Source organism: Thalassospira sp. GB04J01, from assembly GCF_000751115.1.
Lineage (GTDB): Bacteria > Pseudomonadota > Alphaproteobacteria > Rhodospirillales > Thalassospiraceae > Thalassospira > Thalassospira lucentensis.
Genome location: NZ_CCDX020000005.1, coordinates 84,181 through 104,075, shown reverse-complemented (window position 1 = coordinate 104,075; position 19,895 = coordinate 84,181). Strand labels below are relative to the sequence as shown.

The following is a 19,895-nucleotide window of genomic DNA, read 5'->3' as shown; positions in this document are numbered from 1 at the left end:
AAAATGCAAAAAAAAGACATCGGTTTGGCGGTTCTGATTATCGTTGTGGGTATCATCGTTTACATGCGAAACCCACTTTTTCTCTCGCCAATTAACCTTGGCAACACTGCAAACCTGATTGGGTTGTTTGGGTTGTTCGCCATTGGGCAGGGTTTTGTCATCATGACGGGCGGCATTGATCTTTCTGTTGGATCGGTCATTGCCCTGCTTGGCGTCCTGTTTGTCGATATGGTCGGTAAATTTGGCGTTCCATGGCCCTTGGCCGTCACACTGATGATTGTCTTGGGGGTGGCAATTGGTTTAGCACACGGCGTTTTAATAACCCGGTTTAAACTGCAGCCATTTGTCGTGACGCTATGCGGGTTGCTGATTTATCGCGGGATCGCCCGGGGATATACGGCGGAATCTACTGCTGGTTTCCCATTCGGGTCGAGCTATCCGCAATTAGAATGGCTAACAATCGGGCGCAGCTTTGGTGTGCCACATTCATTTGTTGCGATGCTGATCGTTGCTGCAATCATGTGGGTTGTTTTGCACCATACCGTCTTTGGCAGGCACCTTTGCGCAGTCGGCAAGAATGAAGAAGCGGCACGTTTCTCAGGGATCAATACCCGGTTTGTGACCATCGCGGCTTACGTAATATGTGCGGTGTTGGCGTCTATCGCGGCGATCTATTTCGCAATGTTCACCAAGTCTGTTCAGCCGTCATCTCATGGCAACTTTTATGAATTGTACGCGATTGCCGCGGCTGTATTGGGCGGATGTTCGCTTCGTGGCGGCGAAGGCTCAGTGATTGGTATTGTTCTTGGTGCCGTGCTGCTGCAGGAGCTGCAAAATCTTGTCAACCTGTTGGGAATTCCGTCTTCACTGAACTTCGCAGTGATGGGCGCTGTTATCCTGCTTGGCGTTTTGGCAGATCAGCAATTTGCGGCCTATCGCAACAGAAAGAACACTGAGCGCGCTTTGGGTTTGCTGCAAAAATCATAAATCACAATAAGAAGCACTCTGTGCATTGCCTGATAAATCGGTACTGCGGCAGAGGAGGGGGGATTAATGAACGTTCTGGAATTAAAAAACATATCCAAAAGCTATGGGGCTATTCAGGCACTTAGAGACGTTTCATTGGCGATTGAACCCGGGGAAGTTGTCGGTCTAATGGGCGATAATGGTGCTGGGAAATCCACGTTGGTCAAAGTCATTGCGGGCAATTTCGCACCAAGTTCTGGTGATATTTTGATCTCTGATCAAAAAACGGTATTTCACAAGCCATTGGATGCCCAAAAAGCTGGTATCGAGGTCGTCTATCAGGATCTTGCAATCTGCAACAATATGACGGCCGCTTCGAACGTATTTTTGGGGCGCGAACCGACCCGTAAAATCGGGCCGATAAAAATCGTCGACTATGCATTCATGCGTAAACGGTCTGCTGAGTTGTTTGCACGTCTGAAATCAGAAACCCGACCACGTGATTTGGTGCACAGAATGTCTGGTGGACAGCGTCAGGCAGTTGCAATTGCCAGAACGCTTTTGAGTGATGCAAAGATCGTTCTGATGGATGAGCCAACAGCGGCGATTTCCGTTCGTCAGGTCGCAGAGGTTCTTAATCTGATCCGGCAATTGAGTGATCATGGGATCGCAGTGGTTTTAATAAGCCATCGCATGCCCGATGTATTTGAAGTTGCTCATAAAGTTGTTGTGTTGCGGCGTGGGGAACTTGTGGCCGACAAAAAAGCGTCAGACTCGTCGCCAGAAGAAATCACAGGCCTGATTACCGGGGCAATTGAAACAGCATGAGTGGAAATGAAAAAGGAACAATGAGCATGTCAGATCCTACTCTTGCTGATGCCATTAACCGTTCACAGCATCACGGATTGATCGCGCGCATTACTAGTCAGCAGATTTTCTGGGTGTTTATGGCTGCTGTGTTTGCCTGTCTTGCATTAACTATTCTCACAGACAGCTTTGCCACGGAACGTAATCTTTTCAATGTCACACGCAACTTTGCGTTTGTCGGGATTGTTGCGCTCGGCATGACAGCGGTCATTGCCTCGGGCGGCATTGATTTATCGGTTGGCTCGACCTTGGTGATTTCTGCGATGACTGTAAGCGTCATAATGTCTGCAGGAATGCCGTTCTGGGTAGGGTGTCTCGCAGCACTTTCGGTTTCAATGCTTGTGGGCGCCATAAATGGCGTTTTGATCGCATATGCCAAGATGCCACCATTTGTCGTCACGCTTGGTATGCTGTCTATTGCGCGTAGTCTGGCCATGGTGTTGTCGGACAACAAGATGATTTATGAATTTGGTCCTGATCATGACTTTTTGCTGTGGCTTGGCGGCGGCGCGACATTTGGTTTGCCACATCCGCTGATCATTTTGATCATTCTGGCGGTTACAACGGCTTTCGCGTTCCGTCAACTGCGCTGGGGGCAGCATTTATTCGCAATTGGTGGCAATGAGAATGCGGCTGTTCTGACCGGTATCCCAGTCGCGCGGATAAAAGTCAGCGTCTATATGTTTTCTGGCCTGATGGCCGGTATTGCAGGTGTTCTTGAAGTGGGCTGGCTTGGTGGTGTTACGACCAATCTGGGGCAAGCTATGGAGTTGACCGTGATTGCTGCGGCTGTGATTGGTGGGGCTAATTTAGCTGGCGGCGGCGGCACTGCATTCGGTGCTGTGATCGGGGCACTATTAATTGAAGTGATCCGCAACAGCCTCATTCTGTTAGGCATCAGTACATTCTGGCAAGGAACATTCGTTGGGGCATTTATTGTCATTGCTGTTGCGTTTGATCGCTTCAGGCAGGAGAAAACATAATAGTATCAATCGATAGGTGGTGTGAGTTGATATATGACATTTAGTGTAGGGTTTGGGGCGCACTGAAACTATAGCTGGTTATTATTTGTCATAATATATATTATAGAACTAATTGGCATAGGAGAACGGAGCCCTTTTTCCTCTAACAATTCGCGGCCTCGTCGTGAGATGCTCGATCTGATCAATTCACATTAATAACAAGCCCGTCATACGCAGGTTCAACATTGTGCGGTGTATCCGCCATCGCCTTCGCGTAATCAAACTGGATGCTCATGTGGGTCATATAGACCTGCTTGGGTTTGAACTCCTCAACCCAGCCCAACAGCTTTGCAACATGGGCATGTGTGTTGTGCGGTTTATGGCGCAGGCAATCGACGACCCAGACATCAAGATCATAGAGGTGTTGTTTGGACGCCTCGGGGAAATCAACCACGTCGGTCGAATAGGCAAACTTCCCGATCTTAAAGCCCAGCGTCTCGCAGTAGCCGTGGTCCTGAGAGAAAACTGTTATTGGCACCCCTGCTGCCTCAAACGGTCCAGAGATCACATGCGGGACCAGCACCGGTTTAAAAAAGAACTCAACGCCGTCAGGAAGTGGCGTAAAGACATAAGCAAACCGATGATCAATGTCCGAGATTGTCTGCGCCGATGCGTAAATGTCGATCGGTTGTCCCATTGCAACATTGAGCCAACGCACATCGTCAATACCGTGGACGTGGTCGGCATGCGCATGTGTAAACAGGATTGCGTCAAGATGATTGATATCGTGAGACAATGCTTGCTGGCGAAAATCCGGCGTCACGTCGACAAGAATCTTCTTGCCAGCTTCCTCGATCAGGATCGAGCTTCTTAAACGCCGGTTTTTGGGGTTTTTCGGGTCACAATTGCCCCATCCAAGGCCAACAGATGGCACACCATTTGATGATCCACAGCCCAGAATGGTTACCTTCGTCACCGTGCGCCATCCCCCAGCGCCAGAAGGTTGTTACGATCAGCCTTGGTAAACAGATTAAAGAAATTGTCCGTCGTGATCCGGGCGATTTCTTCGACGCTGACACCTTTAATTTCCGCCAATTTTGCCGCCGTATAGGCGACATAACTGGGTTCATTGGGTTTGCCACGTTTTGGTACAGGTGCCAGATATGGCGCATCTGTCTCAACCAGCAACCGATCCAGCGGCACATCTTCAAGAGCGGCACGAATTTCCTTGGCGGAGTTAAACGTGATGATGCCCGAACACGAAATGTAAAATCCGATTTTCAAGGCTCGCTGCGCCAAGGCCGCAGAACTTGAAAAACAATGGATAAGTCCGGGAAACGGCCCCTTTTCATATTCTTCTTCAAGAATATCCATCGTGTCATCATCCGCGTCCCGGGTGTGAACGATCAAGGGCAACCCGGTTTCACGACAGGCCGCGATATGCGCACGGAAGCTTTCCTGCTGTGCATCGCGCGGGGCATTATCATAGAAATAATCAAGGCCGCTTTCACCGATACCAATGATTTTGGGATCAGACGCCTTTTCGATCAGGGCGTCGGGGGTTGATATCCCCTCCTCGCCCGCCTCGTGCGGATGAACCCCGATCGTGCAATAAATATGGTCTGCCTGCGCGGCAACCGCACGAACCTGATCGAACGTTGTCAGTTTCACGCCGATGCTGACCATCATGCCAACACCGGCATTTTTCGCACGCGCGACGGTTCCGGCAAAATCATCGGCAAATTGCGGGTAGTCTAGATGGCAGTGGCTGTCGACTAAAGCGACATTCATGCCTTCTCTCCTTCGGCTTCCGGGTCAACAAAGCGTGGGAAGACGCCTTCGGGTTTGGGCAACTCGGTGCCAACTGCCAATGCGTGATCAGGACCAAGGGTTTCAAAGCCGCGTTTGTCATCGGCAAGAACCAGAAGATCAAGAATCTTTGCTGCGGAATCTGGCATGATGGGTTGAACAAGGATCCCGACATGGCGGATGACTTCGGCCAGAACATAAAGAACCGTTTCCATGCGTGCCGGATCGGTTTTCTTTAAGCCCCAAGGCGCCATTTCATCTACATAACGGTTGGCATCGCCCACCAGGCTCCAGATTGCTTCAAGTGCCTTGTGGAAGGCCTGTTCGTTAAACAGCGGACGCACGGTATCGAGCATTCCGTATGCTTTACCAAGAATATCCTTGTCGGCATCTGTGAATTCGCCCGGCGTCGGAACCGCTGCATTGCAGTTTTTATGGATCATCGACAGTACACGTTGGCACATATTGCCAAGGTCGTTGGCCAATTCACTGTTCATCCGGCTGACCATGGCGCGATGGCCAAAATCACCATCATTGCCAAACGGGACTTCGCGCAGCAGGAAATAACGGGTTTGATCAAGGCCATAGCGTTCCGTCAGATCATAAGGATCAATGACGTTGCCGATTGATTTCGAAATCTTCTGACCTTCGTTGGTCCACCAGCCGTGCGCAAACACACGCTTGGGCGGCGCGATGCCTGCTGCAAGCAGGAATGCCGGCCAATAAACAGCGTGAAAGCGCAAGATGTCTTTTCCAACCATATGCAGGTCCGCTGGCCAGAATTTTTCAAGTTTGGCCGGATCGACGTCTGGATAGCCAATAGCCGTCAAATAGTTGGTCAGCGCATCAAGCCAGACATACATGACGTGATCTTCATCATTCGGTACCGGTACACCCCATTTAAAGCTGGTGCGTGATACCGAAAGATCGTGCATGCCACCCTTAACAAAGCTGATGACTTCGTTACGACGTGATGGTGGTGCGATGAAATCGGGGTTGTCGTCATAGAACTTCAAAAGACGATCACCCCAAGCCGACAGCTTGAAGAAGTAGCTCGGTTCCGACACCCATTCGACGGGAGCTCCCGTCGGTGCGATTTTTTCACCGTCTTTTTCGATCAGTTCTTTTTCGGCGTAGAATGCTTCGTCGCGGACCGAATACCAGCCGTCATAGGAGCCAAGATAAATCTCGCCCTTTTCAAGCAACGTCTTCCACAATGCCTGACATGCTTTCTTATGACGTTCTTCCGTGGTGCGGATGAAATCGTCATTGGAAAAATTCATGTGTCCGGCCAGATCGCGGAAGTTTTGCGATACCTGATCGGTAAATGTTTGCGGATCAATGCCTTTGGCCGCAGCAGATTTATCGACTTTCTGACCGTGTTCATCAGTACCGGTCAGGAACATCACATCAAAACCGTCAAGGCGCTTAAAGCGGGCCAATACGTCACATGCCAAGGTGGTATAGGCATGGCCAATATGTGGCTTGTCATTGACGTAATAGATCGGTGTCGTGATGTAATAGGGCTGTTTGTGCCCGGTCATGGCCGCAAATCCTTCGCGCAAGTCGTGAAACAAAACGGCCCAATTGGGCCGTGATGATCGAAATTTCGATTATTGGTCGTTGATGTCAGTTTCGCATGGTTTCTTCAAGCATGAAGAATGCATTCAGCAAGGCTTGTTTACGATCAAGATGCAAACCACGGGTCGCGCCCATCAATTCGTTGATCTTTTCCCATACCTCTAGCCATTGATCAAGCGGTTGCGATGCTGCCATACGCTGCATGGCTGGCAATTCACCGTCAACAATCTCACGTGGGGCTTGGCCAGTCGCGGCAAACCGGATCATTCGTGCCAGCCACCAATGCAAAAGTTCGGTGATTGTCGCGAACGATGCATCCTTATCGGCGGCGGAAAAACGTTCGGCAAACTTGTGTTGTCCGGCGACATCAGCATTGGGGAGTGCAGCAATAAGGGTGACCAACTCGGTATAAAGCTCAAGCCCGCCAACTTCGTGAAGCTGTAAGGCGCGGCCGACACTGCCTTCGGCCAGACCAGACAATGCATCGCGATCGCCAAGATCCATGTCCGGGCAATAACGCCCCAAAAGGTCAACAACTTGATGTTCTTCAAGTGCCCCAAGATTAAGACGGCGACAGCGTGACCGGATTGTCGGCAACAACCGGCCCGGATGATGCGCAACCAGGATCATCAGGGCGTTGGCAGGCGGTTCTTCCAGAACCTTCAAGATCGCATTGGCGGCATTTCGGTTTAGCTCGTCTGCCGCATCGACAATGACAACACGCCACCCGCCCTCGGCCGAGGTTTTAGACATGAAATTGCCAACTGTCCGCACACTGTCGACCGTGATTTCGCCCTGTAGACGCTTTTTCTTTTCATCATATTTGCGTTCAATGACCTTAAGGTCACCGTGCCCACCACCTGCGATACGGCGAAAAACCGGATTTTCCGGATCGACGTAAAGACCATTTGGGCTGTCACCAAATAACCCTGCACCACCGTCAGCCTCGCCGCCCGAAAGGATAAAGCGCGCCATTCGGTAAGCAAGTGTCGCTTTGCCAACCCCACGCGGGCCACACAACAGCCACGCATGATGCATGCGCTTGCTGTTCCATGCATCCAGAATGGTTTTCTCGGCCTCTTCGTGGCCCAGAAAGGCATCGTTTTTGCGTGGGGAGAAAATGTCGTCTTCGGTTTCCGTCTCGTCAGCACGGGCCATAAGGTTAGCTCCCCTGCCCGGTTAGGCCGTTTTTCACCGCGGAAATCATTCGTTCGGCGACAGTATCTATGTCACTATTGGCATCAATCATGCGGCAGCGATCCGCATCAGTTTGCGAAATTTCCTTGAACCCGTCACGCAAACGCTGATGAAATTCGACGCCCATGCGCTCAAACCGATCTTCGGCAGCGCTGACATTGGCAAACCGTGCCCCTGCCCGGCCAAGACCGACTTCAATTGGCAGATCAAAGATCAAGGTAAGGTCCGGCTTGAAATCGCCAATGGCCAAAGCCCAGAGATTGCGGATGTACTCAGCCCCTAAGCCATGGCCATAGCCCTGATAGGCAACTGATGAGTCGGCAAATCGATCACACAGAACAACTTTACCATCGGCCAAGGCCGGTCGAATGGTGCGTTCAACATGATCACGGCGTGAAGCAAACATCAAAAAAGCTTCAGTCACGGCATCCCAGCGACCGGGATCGCCGGTGAGCAGCAGGTTACGGATTTCCTCAGCACCAGGAGCCCCACCCGGTTCGCGGGTGACGACGACATCGCGTCCCTGATGGCGGAACCATTCTTCAAGACGTCGAATTTGAGTGGTTTTTCCGCTGCCTTCGCCGCCTTCAAAACTGATGAAAAGGCCGGGCTTTTCACTCACCCGTTCGCTCCCCACAGCAGATATTTGATCGCAGCCCCAATGCGGCCAATGAACCCAAGGCGACCAACATCATGTGCGGCATAGAGCGGGAATTCACGGGTTTCCTGATCAGCCATTTCGACTTTCAACGACGCGACTTGTGCGCCCTTGGTAATCGGTGCGGGGATCGGTCCCTCGTAAACAACGGAAACTTTCATGTCATTACGCGCACTGCGTGGCAAGGTCAGAAGAATGTCCTTATCCGAAACAAGGTCAACTTTTGTTTCCGCACCAAGCCAGACATTGGCCGAACCAACTGTTTCGTCCTTGGCAAACAGATCGTAATTGTCAAACTCACGGAAACCCCAATCAAGCAGTTTCTGTGATTCGGTACGGCGTTCTCGCACCGACCCAAGACCATTCACGACAAGGATCAAACGACGACCATCGCGCTCAGCTGACGCGGTCAGGCCGTACCCCGCCGTTTCAGTATGGCCGGTCTTAAGGCCGTCAACACCTGCACTGGTTCCCAAAAGCGGGTTGCGGTTGGGTTGACGGATGCCGTTATAGGTAAATTCTTTAACTGAATAGAGTTTGTAGAGTTCCGGGAAATCGCGAATTGTATCGCGCGCCAGTGTGGCAAGGTCATGAACGGTGACAAGATGCCCTTCTGCCGGCCAGCCTGTCGCATTTTTAAACACCGACTTGGTCATGCCGATGTTGCGGGCTTCTTCGGTCATTTCCGTGGCAAAGGCATCTTCTGTCCCGGCCAGCCCCTCTGCAACGACGATGGCGGCATCATTTCCCGATTGAACAATAATCCCGTGAAGCAGGTCGGAAACAGAGACGTCGGAGTTTACCTCAACAAACATCTTGGAACCGCCCTTGCGCCAGGCTTTTTCGCTGACGTGGAACGTATCATCCATCGATACACTGCCGTCCTTGATATGCTTAAACAGCATATGGACAGTCATCATTTTGGTCATGGAGGCCGGTTCGGTCAGCGTATCGCCTTCCTTGTCCAACAGAACAGTACCGGTATCAAAGTCCATGATAAAGGCTTCACGCGCATTGGTCTCAAGGGCATGGGCGCTGGTCATTGACATCGCCATGATAGACCCAAGTATCGCGGCACCTGCCACTACTCGGTTCAGACGTTTCTTGAACGGAATTGGCGGCATCAAAGTCATAGCGTCCTAACCTTGTAAACTAGAATTCAGTTGTACCGGGCGACCGGCGTCTTCAAGCTGTTGCTTATGTCGCAAATCCGGCAAAATTGTGCAACAGTCTGAGAGTTTTCTCATAAAACAAAAATCTGTTTGGCGCATAGACTTCTGAGCCTGTGCCATTCGCAAACAGATCAAAAACCATAAACGATGTTTAGCAAACCGAACTTGATTTCGGCGCCCCACCCACGTTTTCTGCACATTCGACCACAACTTTTGCACCGTTCTGGCCTGTTGCAATCACCCGTTCGAGCAAAATGTCTGCTTCGGGAACGGTATTAAGCGGACCTAATCGAACACGGTAGAATGTCGTCCCTTTAACCTCAATCGGTTCTATCTTGCTTGGGCCCATGTCATACAGACGATTGCGCAGATTAAGCGCATTGTCATAGATCGAAAAGGCCCCTGCCTGAACATAGATCGCCGATGTCGTCACCGGCTCCACGCTAATGACGGCCGCTTCTTCGATTGTACCTTCAAGGGAGTTTTGTTCAACACTGGCCTGCGTGCTTGGTGGTGGTGTCAGGATAATTTTAGATGTGGTTGGCTCGCCACTATCCGTGATTGGACCATCATCAAGACGCACCGTTTCCACGGTATCCCGCGGTGCCGCCGTGACCGTTTTCTGCTCGGCGGCTGAGACTGCAACTGTTGGTGCGGCTTCGCCTTTTGCAATGGCGGCCATCTGTTTGCTGTCGAGTTCGACCACTTCTACAAGGACTTTGGCAGTGCCCTTTTTCTCAAACCCGAGCAATTGGGCTGCACGGCGCGACATATCGATGATCCGGCTATGAGCAAATGGACCACGATCATTAACACGCACTTTTAGCGAACGTCCGTTTTCAAGGTTGGTAACACGCACGACACTTGGCAAAGGTAGGGTTCTGTGGGCCGCTGAAATTTCATACTGGTCGAAAGTTTCACCATTCGCCGTTTTCTTGCCATGGAATTTTGGCCCATACCAAGAAGCAATGCCGGTCTCGCTATATTCATAATCGACTGCCGGATAGTACCACTGCCCTGCAATCTCATAGGGGTTGCCAATTTTATAGTGCCCAACCTGGGTTGGCTGTGACTGACCACCCCCGAGGCGTTTTGCCCCGTGAACTGCAAGCTGGGTTTCGGCACAACCTGAAAGCAGCACCCCCAAGGCAACAGCAGTGATACCAATGCGTCCTTTGGTAAACATCCGTCTAAACGCACTGTTATTCGTATCTGGCATCAAGGTGTCCCCGCTTAAAGATGCTCTGTTCTTTGTAACATCCGGCACTGAATATCACATAGCGTATGCTTGGTCTTAGTACCCGGCGATTGCATCGGCCAAGGTGCCAACAGCAATGGCAAAGTATGTCGACCGGTTCCAATGCATGATGGTGTGGAAATTGTTATAAACCATATATGCGGGACCTTCACCGTCATTTACGATGATAATCGATGCATCCATATCTGCTTTGGGAAGATCACCGCCATTTGGCATTCTAACGCCAACTTTTTGCCATTCGCTGATCGGTTTGCGAATATCACGTCCTTCGAGTTCCTTGTCGAAATCCTTGGGAAGCGTAATTTCACGACCCCAGCGCTCATCAGCATTCCAACCAACCGTTGAAAGGTAGTTCGCTGCGGATGCAAAGACATCTTCCTTTGCGCCCCAGAGGTCAATCTTTCCGTCGTCGTTCCCGTCACGGGCATAGTTCAGGAAGGTCGATGGCATGAATTGGGCTTGCCCCATTGCACCGGCCCATGATCCGGTCATGTCCTCAGCCGCAATATGTCCGGCATCAATGATCGTCAGCGCATTCATAAGCTCTTTGCGGAAGTATTCCGCCCGCCGACCTTCGAACGCCAGAGTGGCGAGTGAATCGACCACCGAGTAACCACCCGTATGGCGGCCAAACCCGGTTTCAATCCCCCAGAACGCCGTCAGATATTGACCCGGCACCCCATATTTCTTGGCGGCGGCATCAATGACGGCGCGGTTCTCTGCATATTTCGCGCGGCCTTCGTTAACACGTGATTGTGGCACGACACGCTGGAGGTATTGCTCGAACGTCAGTTTGAATTCAGGTTGGCTGCGGTCATATTCGATGACCTTCGGGATCGGTTTCGTGTCGGCGAACGCGATTTCAAGCGTCGGTTCTGAAATGCCCTTGGCAGCAGCTTCTTTTTTAAAGGCGACAAGCCAGTCTTCGAACCCTTCAGTGGTGAATTCCGGAAGCTTTTCGTCAGTCTGCGCAAAGGCAGGCGCGCTTGCGGTGATTACCGCAAGTGCGGAAGCGGCAGTCAGGAGTTTCCAGAATTTCATCAAAAGCCTCATCCAAGATATCAGTTACCAGCCTCCTTAGGCATCGGCCCAGGAAACCATTCATCTGTTCGCCCGGTCCAGTAATAGGCGGTCAATCCAGCCCATTCACGCAGACCACGGCTTAGGGATTTGATACCGCCTGAGACGTTAAGACTTGCTAAATGAAGGTCATCAGAAGTGAATCTTCCGACCGGATAGGCAATAATTTTCCATCCTGCTTGGCGGAAAACACCAACAGCGCGTGGCATATGATCCGCTGAAGTCACCAAGACCCAAGGCTTTTGTGATTTTTCCGGCCAACGGCCAAAGACCAATGTGCGCGTGTTCACAGCATTCTCATGTGTGTTACGTGCTTCGGTCTCAAAATACATGTTCGGGGTTCGCAGGCGCGAATCGCTTAGCCATTTTTGCAAGACTTCCGCTTCACTAAACCCTCGATCGACCAATGCGCCGTCCTTTCCCGTAAAAATCACCGGTTTGTCAGGATGACGATGGGCAAGGCGCAACATCGTAAACACCCGGTCCGGGGCGCTTAAAAACTGCACATCGCCACGATCTAGGTAGCTGGCGGGATCAATAGTGCCAGACAATGTAATAACGCCAGCAAACTCGGTATGATCAAGGTCTGGCTTGGCAAACCGTGTTTCAAGCGTATGTGACAGAAATCCCCCAACGGGGATGATTGTGATCAACACCGTAATGACGGTAACGCCAATCAACGACATAACGGCAAATCGGCGGGTTCGCTTCAGGCATATCAACAGCACAAGCAGCAACAGAACAACGCCATGGACCAATCCAATATTGATCAGATAGCCAACAGTTTTGGATAAAAAATAAAACACGAGAAATCAGCCTGATGAAAGTCGATCCAGAGTTGCGGTCACCATACTGTATCGATGCTTTTTAACCAGCTTTTGATACAATACGCGATTGCCCTATTGACAGTAAGGCACTGCCAATTTATTGAAAGCGCCCAGAGCGATATGCTCCAACCGATTTTGCGGAGAGGTGGCAGAGCGGTTGAATGCAACGGTCTTGAAAACCGTCGTGCCTTTACGGGTACCGTGGGTTCGAATCCCACCCTCTCCGCCATTCCTTCCGGCTCAGATCAAACGTCTATAATGCCTTACAGGCCAAACAGCCTGAAAGATGCCGGGCTGTGTTCGTAGCAACGCAAACCACATCACAAAGGCCCAAGATATGAGCGAATTACCACCCTGCCCTAAATGCCAGTCAGCTTACACCTATGAAGATGGTGAATTGTTGATTTGTCCAGAATGCGCACATGAATGGTCTGCAAGCGGTGATGCGGCATCGGAAAATGTCATTCGCGATTCCAACGGCACCCCCCTTGCGGATGGCGATACTGTTTCTGTAATAAAGGACCTCAAGGTCAAGGGATCTTCGTCCGTTGTCAAAGTTGGCACCAAGGTGAAGAATATCCGCCTTGTCGGTGGCGATCACGATATCGATTGCAAGATACCGGGAATCGGGCAAATGGGACTGAAATCAGAGTTTGTAAAAAAGGTCGTGGAATAACACCGATTGATCATTACAGCCTTGATCTCCAAAGAAAAAGCGCACCAGATTTTGGTGCGCTTTTGTCGTTCAGGGTGCTTTGACGGAGGTTAGTCCGCACCACCTGTTCGGAACGTCGTTCCCGGTTTTGGGTTAACGATCCGTTGGATGAAGAAGGTCGCAATGGCAATCCCGATACCGATCAGATCGGTCAGAATGCCGCCTTCGATCATGAACAGGGCAGCTGCCACCAACGCAATACGCAGGAACCAGACCGCGGTTCTACCAAGGAACCAGCCCTGCACGCCAGAAGACAATAAGAACACGCCGACAATGGCCGTTACCAGCGCCTGGCCGATCTGCAGATAGGTACCGTCCATCAAAATGGCGGAGTTATAGAAGAACATGAACGGCACGATAAAGGCAGCAATGCCGATCTTGAAAGATGCCATCGATGTTTCCATCGGATTGGCACCGGATATACCGGCCGCCGCATAAGACGCGAGTGCCACGGGCGGAGTAATTGCCGAAACAACCGCAAAGTAAAACACGAAGAAATGTGCTGTAAGCGGTTCAATTCCAAGTTCAATTAACCCTGGCGCAACCACAGATGCCGCAACCGCATACGCCGCCGTTGTTGGCATCCCCATCCCTAAAAGAATGGCAATCATCATCGCAAACACTAGCGCCAATAGCTGAGATGCTTCGGCCAAACCAAGCAGGAGGTTAGAGAACCGCGCGCCAACACCGGTCAGGGCGATAACCCCGACAATGATACCAGCACAGGCACAAACTGCGATGATCTGGATCGACATTGCCCCGGCCAGCTCGAATGCCTTGGCAACCGATTTAATGCCAACCCTATGGGGTGTCAGCCAGCTGACAACGACCGCTGCCACGGTGGCCAAAGTACCCGCACGAATGACCGAATAGCCCATGAAAAGGGCGATGATCAGGATGATGATCGGAAGGAAGAGAAATACCTTTTTGACCATTTGGTTAAAGCGCGGCAACTCGTCTTCTCTCATGCCGCGCATACCAAGCTTGGCGGCTTCGAAATCGACCATGAAATAGATCGAAACGAAATAAAGGATGGCTGGAATAACGGCGGCAATCGCGATCTCGGTATAGGGAATACCGGTGATCTCGGCCATGATGAAGGCACCTGCCCCCATGATCGGCGGCATGATCTGCCCGCCGGTCGAGGCCGCAGCTTCAATCGCACCAGCTGTTTTCTTGTGGTAACCTACCTTTTTCATCAAAGGAATGGTCAGCGACCCGGTTGCAACGACGTTGCCAGCCGACGTACCATTGATCATGCCCATCAAACCCGAAGCAAAAATCGCAACCTTTGCCGGGCCGCCCCGTGCCCGCCCCGCAACTGAGAAAGCAAAGTTGACGAAATAATCGCCTACCTTTGAAGCCTGAAGGAAGGCTGCAAAGATGATGAACAGAATGATGTAAGTCGATGAAACGGCCGTTGTTGGGCCAAGGATACCTGCATCGGTGTAAACCTGACTAAAGAAACGCTGCCACGTGATGGCAGGTGATTGCAGGAACCCCGGTAGAAATTCACCAACGAAGACGTAACACAAAAAGATCGTCGCAATGATCACAAGTGCAAGACCCGCAACCCGGCGGGTTAGCTCCATGATCAAAAGTGTTCCCGATACCGCCGCAATCGATATGCCGATCGGGGCAAACGGCGTGCCGGTCGAGTTGCGCATCAATGTGCCGTAAATCGTAATCAAATAGAGCGCTACAGCCAGACCACAGACGGTCAGCACGAAATCTGGTGGGGAATATTTTTCGCGACTGGTTTTATGTAACCATGAAAGGACAATGCCCCCAATGGTCGCTACCATCAATGGCGCGCCAAACAGCCATGTTTCATTAAATTTAATGCCTGCATCAATGCCATTCCACATGACCCCATTGTCAATTTGAAAGGCAAAACTGACGGCGGTTCCAACAGCAACAAATGCGGGTACCAGCAAGACATAGGAAAGATACCCCAGGAGCGGTGTCTCACTGGTACTATCTTCGACAAAACTGTTTGCCGAATACCACAGAAAACCAAGTGCCAGCGCACCAGCCACATGAACTATGCGGAAATTCCATGTTTCAAGTGGGAAATCGGGCAAGAATGCAAGATCAACCAAGCCGCCTGTCATGCCTGACAAAGACACCCCATTCAGGGCAAGCATATGAAAGGCCGCATAGATCGCAGCGGCCAGGGTGATGAAGGTTAGCCCCCTGCCCTCAAAAAGACGGCGATTGCTTTCAACCGGTTCATCATCAACGCCTTCAGCGATGAGAGGTTCGTCTTCAACCTGGCTGTTTTCGGTCATCAGGTTTCCCCACACTCTTGGTTCATTGTTTTTGGCCACTTCATGCGGCAATTGAAGAAAAGCGGGCCGCCATCCTTTGACGGCCCGCTTTATCGACATGCTTAGGCGTGATTTAGTTGATCATGTCGGCGGGAATGCTCGCACCATTTTCGTTAAACCACTTCGCAGCACCCGGATGCCACTTCATGACTTTGTTTTTGTTCCAGTTGGCAGGAACAGTCGAACGTGCCGCACGGTGAATTGACACCATGCGATCGTTGTCCGACATCACAACGTCGGTTGCGGCATAGACAAAGCTTTCCGGGAGATCACAATTGGCAATTGCGAAGTTCCACATCGACACTGAACGTGCCGGTGCCGTCAGCGTGGTATAGGTGTCTGCTGCAATATCAAACTCAGATACCGGGAATGCATCCATGATCTTTTGCTGCTCATCAGCAGTGAACTCGATGATGTTTACATCAGTCTGAACTTCAAGCTGGCTCACGGCCGGAACCGGGACACCGGCTGCGAACGCGATCACGTCAAGCAACCCATCCTGAAGCTGACCGCCAAGATCTGACCAGCCCCCATTGCGGCGTTCGAAGTCAACACCGAGTTCTTCCAGCATCCGTGGGAAATAGGTGTCCGAGGTCGAGCCTGCTGGACCAAAACCAATTTTTGCACCAGCCGGAATTTCGGCAACGGACTTAATCCCCGAAGACGAAAGTGCGGTGATCGAGAACGGTGTCTGGTACATCGGGAACATTGCACATGCGTTGGTCATCTGAACGCCCGGTGCAATCGGATTGGTCCCGGCAAGTGATTCTGCCGCTGGGCCCATTGTGGTCATACCAAAAGCCGCTTCGCCGGTGTGAACCAGTGCCATGTTCTGCATTGGGCCACCGGTGACTTCACCACCACCGGAAATGCCAAGCTCTTCGGCAACAAGGTTTGCCCAGCCAGAACCATATGCGAAATACGTTCCGCCCTGTGAAGCGGTGCCGACAGTAAAGCTGTCAGGCCAACCTGCACGATCCTGTGCCACGGCTGCGGTGCTCCCGAACGCGAACGCGACAGCCATCCCTGCAAATAATGCGCGTTTCATTTATTTCCTCCGATTGACGGTAATTTTTAAGACTTTGCCCCCAAAGCCATTTCCTCATATGGGGAAACCAAAGGTTGAAGGCAATGAGCCATATTATCAATAGGTAAAACGCCTCATTTGAAAAGTGATGTCGATCTCTGCGCCCCTGATACTTTGGTCGTACGTCTCGTGTTTCTTGGGGCACACACACCTCATTCTTTTCTTATGTAGCTTTCAAATCAGCCGATTAATGGCTTGCAAAGCCCTGTAATCGACCCAGCCTGAAGAAGAATTGGCATTTTCAAAAGGTTTGGGCGATAGGGTTGAATATTGTTGCCGCCGTCGAACAACAAGGGGCGGTGCCCCAGGAAATCGCCAGTAGTGTATCGCGTGCGGCATCGGGAACGCAGGAAGTCTCGCAAAATGTCGCCGCCGCATCGGATGCATCGACGATGGTCAGTGAAGAAGCTAATTCCCTATTGCCGTCATCAAACGAAATGTGCGAGCAACCTCATCGAATGCATGATGAAGTTCTTCGCTTCTTGCAATCGGTGCTTCCCAATCAGTGATATGTTTAAAGTCAGAACAGGTCAGAGTTCACCAAGCCCTACCCACCTTTAGATAGTGCCGGGTTTGAGATAACGAAGAGGAATTACACGGTATGGACGTTTCGAGGACGGAAAATACCCGTGATATTTAGCCCCCTGTCAAACAATCCAATATTTTTAAGTGGTTTTTTATTGCGTAAAAACACGTACTGATGCACGATTTTTGCGGGAAGATTGCGCAAAGTGCTTATAAAGCAGGCAAAGTCGTAGATTTCTTCATAAAACTGCAAAAACCTGTGGAAATACCTGCGACCGACAGGCAATTATTTACCCCACAAGGAACGCTACTGCGTGAATTGTAGGGGGACATCCGTTTGCAGATGTTAAAGACGAATTCGAATTTCAGAACTTTCAACAGGGGAAATTTTAACTCGATATGAGCAAAAACATACCCGCCTTGCAGGTTGAAGGGATGTTCAAAAGTTTTGGGGACCACGAAGTTCTCAAGGGCATTGATTTGACAGCCAACACCGGCGATGTAATTTCCATTATTGGTTCTTCAGGCTCAGGCAAAAGTACATTTTTGCGCTGCATCAACCTTCTTGAGACCCCGAACGCGGGGAACGTCCATGTTCATGGGGAATTGATCCGCATGCGCACCCTCAAGGACGGCAGTCAGGATGCGGCCGACAAAAAACAACTCCAACGTATTCGCACCAAATTGGCGATGGTGTTTCAGAGCTTTAACCTCTGGAGCCATCTGACCATTCTGGAAAACGTGATCGAAGCACCTGTACATGTTCTGGGCATTCCGAAAAAGGAAGCCATCGAACGCGCGGATGCGCTGCTGCATAAAGTCGGCATGTACGAGCGTCGCGATTACTATCCGGGGCATGTTTCTGGTGGACAGCAACAGCGCGCGGCCATTGCACGCGCACTTGCCATTGAGCCCGAAGTTCTTTTGTTTGATGAACCAACATCCGCACTCGACCCGGAACTGGTTGGCGAAGTTTTACGTGTCATGACAGATCTGGCAGAAGAGGGTCGCACAATGCTTGTGGTGACCCACGAAATGGGATTTGCCAAAGGGGTATCGAGCCACGTGATGTATCTGCATCAAGGATGCGTTGAAGAGTTCGGCGACCCGAAAGAAGTTTTCGAGAATCCAAAATCAGACCGCATGAAACAATTTCTTCAGCGTGATTTCTGATCTGGGGTGACAGCTGCATTGATATGCAGCTGTCCAAGAATAGCCGTAAGAATTGCGTGCTGTTCCAATCAACAAGGGAGACTATGAATGAAAAAATGGATCAAGGTTGCAACCGCTGCTGCGCTTGGCGTGGCAATGAGTGCTTCTGCGGCAAATGCTGCATGGGAAAAAGTGGTTATTGCGACCGAGGGTGCTTACCCCCCGTTCAACGAGATTGATGCCAACGGCAAGGCCATCGGTTTTGATGTTGATATTGCAAATGCTCTTTGTGAATCAGCTGGCTTAACCTGCGAAATTGTCACGCAGGATTGGGACGGCATGATTCCTGGCCTGTTGGCTAAAAAGTACGATGCCATTATCGCCCAGATGTCGATCACCGAAGAACGGAAACGTTCGATCGATTTCACCAACTATTATAGTGCCAGCCCGGCCGTTTTCGTTGGTAAGGAAGGCATGGAAGTCAATGCCTATGCCGATGGCGAAGTTGTTGAAGATGCACTCGATGGCATGGTCGTTGGTGTCCAGCGTTCGACCACGCATTCTTCGTTCCTCGAAGATAACTTCCCGGGCGTTGAAATCCGTCTTTATGACACCCAGGATAACGCGTTGCTCGATCTGGTTGCTGGTCGTATCGACGTGACCCTGGCTGATTCCGGCGTACTTTTGAAATGGGTAGAGTCTGATGACGCCGCCGGATATGCATTCGTATCGGATGCATTTGCACCGGAAGAATGGTTTGGTGCTGGCGAAGGTATTGGTATCCGTAAGGAAGATCAGGATTTGAAAGAAATCTTCAACAAGGCGCTGGCGGACATTCTTGCCGACGGCACCTATGAAGAAATCAACAAAAAATATTTCACATCCGTCAACCTGCATTCGCGTTGATCAACGGATATTTCGGGGCGGCACATAGTTGCCGCCCTTTTCCGTTTCTGTTGGTTCAGGTCATCGCACACGAATGATATCGATGGGCATCAAGGTTTGCTGGAGAAACCATGTTTGATTTATACGGCCGCGGCTGGCAAATGCTTGAAGGGGGATTTGTCACGATTCAGCTTTGCCTATCTGTGTTGCCTTTTATGATCATTATCGGGTTGCTGGGGGCATCGGCGAAATTGTCGTCGTTCCGCCTGCTGCGTATTATAGGTGAAAGTTACACTGTCATTATCCGTGGAATTCCCGAACTTCTTGTTATTTTGTTGATTTATTTTGGTGGTACCATTGCCATTCAGAATCTTGCTGAGTGGCTGTCGGGCGAAGAAACCCGCGTTGATATTCCAGCATTCTGGTCAGGGGTCGCGGCCTTGGCATTGGTTCAGGGCGCGTTTGCGTCTGAAGTCTTCCGCGCAGCCATACAATCCATCCCGGTCGGTCAGATTGAAGCAGCAACCGCATGTGGCATGACACCCCGCCAAATATTCCTGCGTATCAAGCTTCCACAACTATGGCGGTTTGCCCTGCCCGGTTTGAATAATCTGTTTCAGGTTTTGATCAAGGATACGGCCCTTATTTCTGTGGTCGGTGTTGAGGAAATCATGCGCAAGGCCGCAATCGGCGCCGGAACCGAAAAAGCACCCTTTACCTTCTATCTTGTTGCGATGTTGATGTTCCTGGCCTTTACGACGATTTCTCTTTTCGTTTTCAACCGACTTGAAAAGCGGGCTGCCCGCGGGATCGCGAGGGCCTGA

The 19,895-nt window shown here is 51.0% G+C and carries 19 protein-coding genes and 1 tRNA gene; 9 read left to right on the top strand and 11 right to left on the bottom strand.

Annotated elements, in window-relative coordinates; all coding sequences use genetic code 11:
* The first annotated feature begins 3 nt into the window (after positions 1-3).
* From AMM48_RS01985 to AMM48_RS01975, 3 genes are all read left to right on the top strand, one after another.
* Positions 4-987 (top strand): ABC transporter permease, encoded by a 984-nt coding sequence (locus AMM48_RS01985; RefSeq protein ID WP_102782728.1) that lies wholly within the window; start codon positions 4-6, stop codon positions 985-987.
* Positions 988-1,053: 66 nt separating this feature from the next.
* On the top strand, positions 1,054-1,794 hold the full coding sequence (locus AMM48_RS01980; protein ID WP_101300471.1) for an ATP-binding cassette domain-containing protein: 741 nt from the start codon (positions 1,054-1,056) through the stop codon (positions 1,792-1,794).
* Complete coding sequence (locus tag AMM48_RS01975; RefSeq protein ID WP_198413489.1) at positions 1,791-2,816, top strand: ABC transporter permease; 1,026 nt, start codon at positions 1,791-1,793, stop codon at positions 2,814-2,816. The genes AMM48_RS01980 and AMM48_RS01975 overlap by 4 nt, the downstream gene beginning before the upstream one ends.
* Positions 2,817-2,997: 181 nt before the next feature.
* On the opposite strand, the gene AMM48_RS01970 is transcribed toward AMM48_RS01975, so the two are convergent.
* The 9 genes from AMM48_RS01970 to AMM48_RS01930 form a co-directional block, all read right to left on the bottom strand.
* Positions 2,998-3,771, bottom strand: a complete 774-nt coding sequence (locus AMM48_RS01970; RefSeq protein ID WP_102782726.1) for an MBL fold metallo-hydrolase — start codon at positions 3,769-3,771, stop codon at positions 2,998-3,000.
* Positions 3,768-4,586, bottom strand: a complete 819-nt coding sequence (locus tag AMM48_RS01965; protein ID WP_102782725.1) for a TatD family hydrolase — start codon at positions 4,584-4,586, stop codon at positions 3,768-3,770. The genes AMM48_RS01970 and AMM48_RS01965 overlap by 4 nt, the downstream gene beginning before the upstream one ends.
* A complete protein-coding gene (gene metG, locus AMM48_RS01960; RefSeq protein ID WP_102782724.1) occupies positions 4,583-6,148 on the bottom strand; it encodes a methionine--tRNA ligase in 1,566 nt (521 codons plus the stop codon). The genes AMM48_RS01965 and metG overlap by 4 nt, the downstream gene beginning before the upstream one ends.
* 85 nt (positions 6,149-6,233) lie before the next feature.
* The gene (locus tag AMM48_RS01955) at positions 6,234-7,343 is read right to left on the bottom strand and encodes a DNA polymerase III subunit delta' (protein WP_102782723.1); all 1,110 of its coding nucleotides are present in this window, start codon (positions 7,341-7,343) and stop codon (positions 6,234-6,236) included.
* A gap of 4 nt (positions 7,344-7,347) precedes the next feature.
* Entirely contained in the window at positions 7,348-8,004 is a 657-nt protein-coding gene (gene tmk / locus AMM48_RS01950; RefSeq protein WP_102782722.1) for a dTMP kinase, read from the bottom strand.
* A complete protein-coding gene (locus AMM48_RS01945) occupies positions 8,001-9,083 on the bottom strand; it encodes a D-alanyl-D-alanine carboxypeptidase family protein (protein WP_244271089.1) in 1,083 nt (360 codons plus the stop codon). The genes tmk and AMM48_RS01945 overlap by 4 nt, the downstream gene beginning before the upstream one ends.
* A 280-nt stretch (positions 9,084-9,363) precedes the next feature.
* The gene (locus AMM48_RS01940; protein WP_028791303.1) at positions 9,364-10,431 is read right to left on the bottom strand and encodes a septal ring lytic transglycosylase RlpA family protein; all 1,068 of its coding nucleotides are present in this window, start codon (positions 10,429-10,431) and stop codon (positions 9,364-9,366) included.
* A 75-nt stretch (positions 10,432-10,506) separates the two neighbouring features.
* Positions 10,507-11,511: a lytic murein transglycosylase gene (locus tag AMM48_RS01935; RefSeq protein ID WP_102782721.1), complete on the bottom strand. Its 1,005-nt coding sequence runs from the start codon at positions 11,509-11,511 to the stop codon at positions 10,507-10,509.
* Positions 11,512-11,531: 20 nt separating this feature from the next.
* Positions 11,532-12,356, bottom strand: a complete 825-nt coding sequence (locus AMM48_RS01930; protein ID WP_102782720.1) for a YdcF family protein — start codon at positions 12,354-12,356, stop codon at positions 11,532-11,534.
* A 160-nt stretch (positions 12,357-12,516) separates the two neighbouring features.
* Between AMM48_RS01930 and AMM48_RS01925 the strand changes: the two genes are divergently transcribed.
* Positions 12,517-12,606 (top strand) — tRNA-Ser (locus tag AMM48_RS01925).
* 108 nt (positions 12,607-12,714) lie between these two features.
* The gene (locus tag AMM48_RS01920) at positions 12,715-13,053 is read left to right on the top strand and encodes a zinc ribbon domain-containing protein YjdM (RefSeq protein ID WP_028791302.1); all 339 of its coding nucleotides are present in this window, start codon (positions 12,715-12,717) and stop codon (positions 13,051-13,053) included.
* Between the two features lie 89 nt (positions 13,054-13,142).
* Here AMM48_RS01920 and AMM48_RS01915 read toward each other — a convergent pair whose 3' ends face one another.
* Both AMM48_RS01915 and AMM48_RS01910 read right to left on the bottom strand, forming a co-directional pair.
* A complete protein-coding gene (locus tag AMM48_RS01915; RefSeq protein WP_102782966.1) occupies positions 13,143-15,383 on the bottom strand; it encodes a TRAP transporter fused permease subunit in 2,241 nt (746 codons plus the stop codon).
* A 112-nt stretch (positions 15,384-15,495) separates the two neighbouring features.
* Positions 15,496-16,470: a TAXI family TRAP transporter solute-binding subunit gene (locus AMM48_RS01910; RefSeq protein WP_102782719.1), complete on the bottom strand. Its 975-nt coding sequence runs from the start codon at positions 16,468-16,470 to the stop codon at positions 15,496-15,498.
* Positions 16,471-16,772: 302 nt separating this feature from the next.
* Here AMM48_RS01910 and AMM48_RS01905 point away from each other — a divergent pair, with 302 nt between their 5' ends.
* The 4 genes from AMM48_RS01905 to AMM48_RS01890 all read left to right on the top strand — a co-directional run bounded on the left by AMM48_RS01905 (position 16,773) and on the right by AMM48_RS01890 (position 19,895).
* A complete protein-coding gene (locus AMM48_RS01905) occupies positions 16,773-17,018 on the top strand; it encodes a hypothetical protein (RefSeq protein ID WP_102782718.1) in 246 nt (81 codons plus the stop codon).
* A 427-nt stretch (positions 17,019-17,445) separates the two neighbouring features.
* Positions 17,446-18,207 (top strand): ATP-binding cassette domain-containing protein, encoded by a 762-nt coding sequence (locus AMM48_RS01900; RefSeq protein WP_199287111.1) that lies wholly within the window; start codon positions 17,446-17,448, stop codon positions 18,205-18,207.
* Positions 18,208-18,294: 87 nt separating this feature from the next.
* Positions 18,295-19,092 (top strand): lysine/arginine/ornithine ABC transporter substrate-binding protein, encoded by a 798-nt coding sequence (locus AMM48_RS01895; RefSeq protein ID WP_102782717.1) that lies wholly within the window; start codon positions 18,295-18,297, stop codon positions 19,090-19,092.
* Positions 19,093-19,202: 110 nt separating this feature from the next.
* Positions 19,203-19,895 carry an ABC transporter permease gene (locus AMM48_RS01890; RefSeq protein ID WP_102782716.1) on the top strand — a complete coding sequence of 231 codons (693 nt, stop codon included), beginning with the start codon at positions 19,203-19,205 and terminating at the stop codon, positions 19,893-19,895.

Bases quoted from the DNA above. Each gene is read 5' to 3' on its own strand.
- AMM48_RS01985 (WP_102782728.1), top strand. From the start codon at position 4: ATGCAAAAAAAAGACATCGGTTTGGCGGTTCTGATTATCGTTGTGGGT.
- AMM48_RS01980 (WP_101300471.1), top strand. From the start codon at position 1,054: ATGAACGTTCTGGAATTAAAAAACATATCCAAAAGCTATGGGGCTATT.
- AMM48_RS01975 (WP_198413489.1), top strand. From the start codon at position 1,791: ATGAGTGGAAATGAAAAAGGAACAATGAGCATGTCAGATCCTACTCTT.
- AMM48_RS01965 (WP_102782725.1), bottom strand. From the start codon at position 4,586: ATGAATGTCGCTTTAGTCGACAGCCACTGCCATCTAGACTACCCGCAA.
- metG (WP_102782724.1), bottom strand. From the start codon at position 6,148: ATGACCGGGCACAAACAGCCCTATTACATCACGACACCGATCTATTAC.
- AMM48_RS01955 (WP_102782723.1), bottom strand. From the start codon at position 7,343: ATGGCCCGTGCTGACGAGACGGAAACCGAAGACGACATTTTCTCCCCA.
- AMM48_RS01945 (WP_244271089.1), bottom strand. From the start codon at position 9,083: ATGACCAGCGCCCATGCCCTTGAGACCAATGCGCGTGAAGCCTTTATC.
- AMM48_RS01940 (WP_028791303.1), bottom strand. From the start codon at position 10,431: ATGCCAGATACGAATAACAGTGCGTTTAGACGGATGTTTACCAAAGGA.
- AMM48_RS01935 (WP_102782721.1), bottom strand. From the start codon at position 11,511: ATGAAATTCTGGAAACTCCTGACTGCCGCTTCCGCACTTGCGGTAATC.
- AMM48_RS01920 (WP_028791302.1), top strand. From the start codon at position 12,715: ATGAGCGAATTACCACCCTGCCCTAAATGCCAGTCAGCTTACACCTAT.
- AMM48_RS01915 (WP_102782966.1), bottom strand. From the start codon at position 15,383: ATGACCGAAAACAGCCAGGTTGAAGACGAACCTCTCATCGCTGAAGGC.
- AMM48_RS01910 (WP_102782719.1), bottom strand. From the start codon at position 16,470: ATGAAACGCGCATTATTTGCAGGGATGGCTGTCGCGTTCGCGTTCGGG.
- AMM48_RS01895 (WP_102782717.1), top strand. From the start codon at position 18,295: ATGAAAAAATGGATCAAGGTTGCAACCGCTGCTGCGCTTGGCGTGGCA.
- AMM48_RS01890 (WP_102782716.1), top strand. From the start codon at position 19,203: ATGTTTGATTTATACGGCCGCGGCTGGCAAATGCTTGAAGGGGGATTT.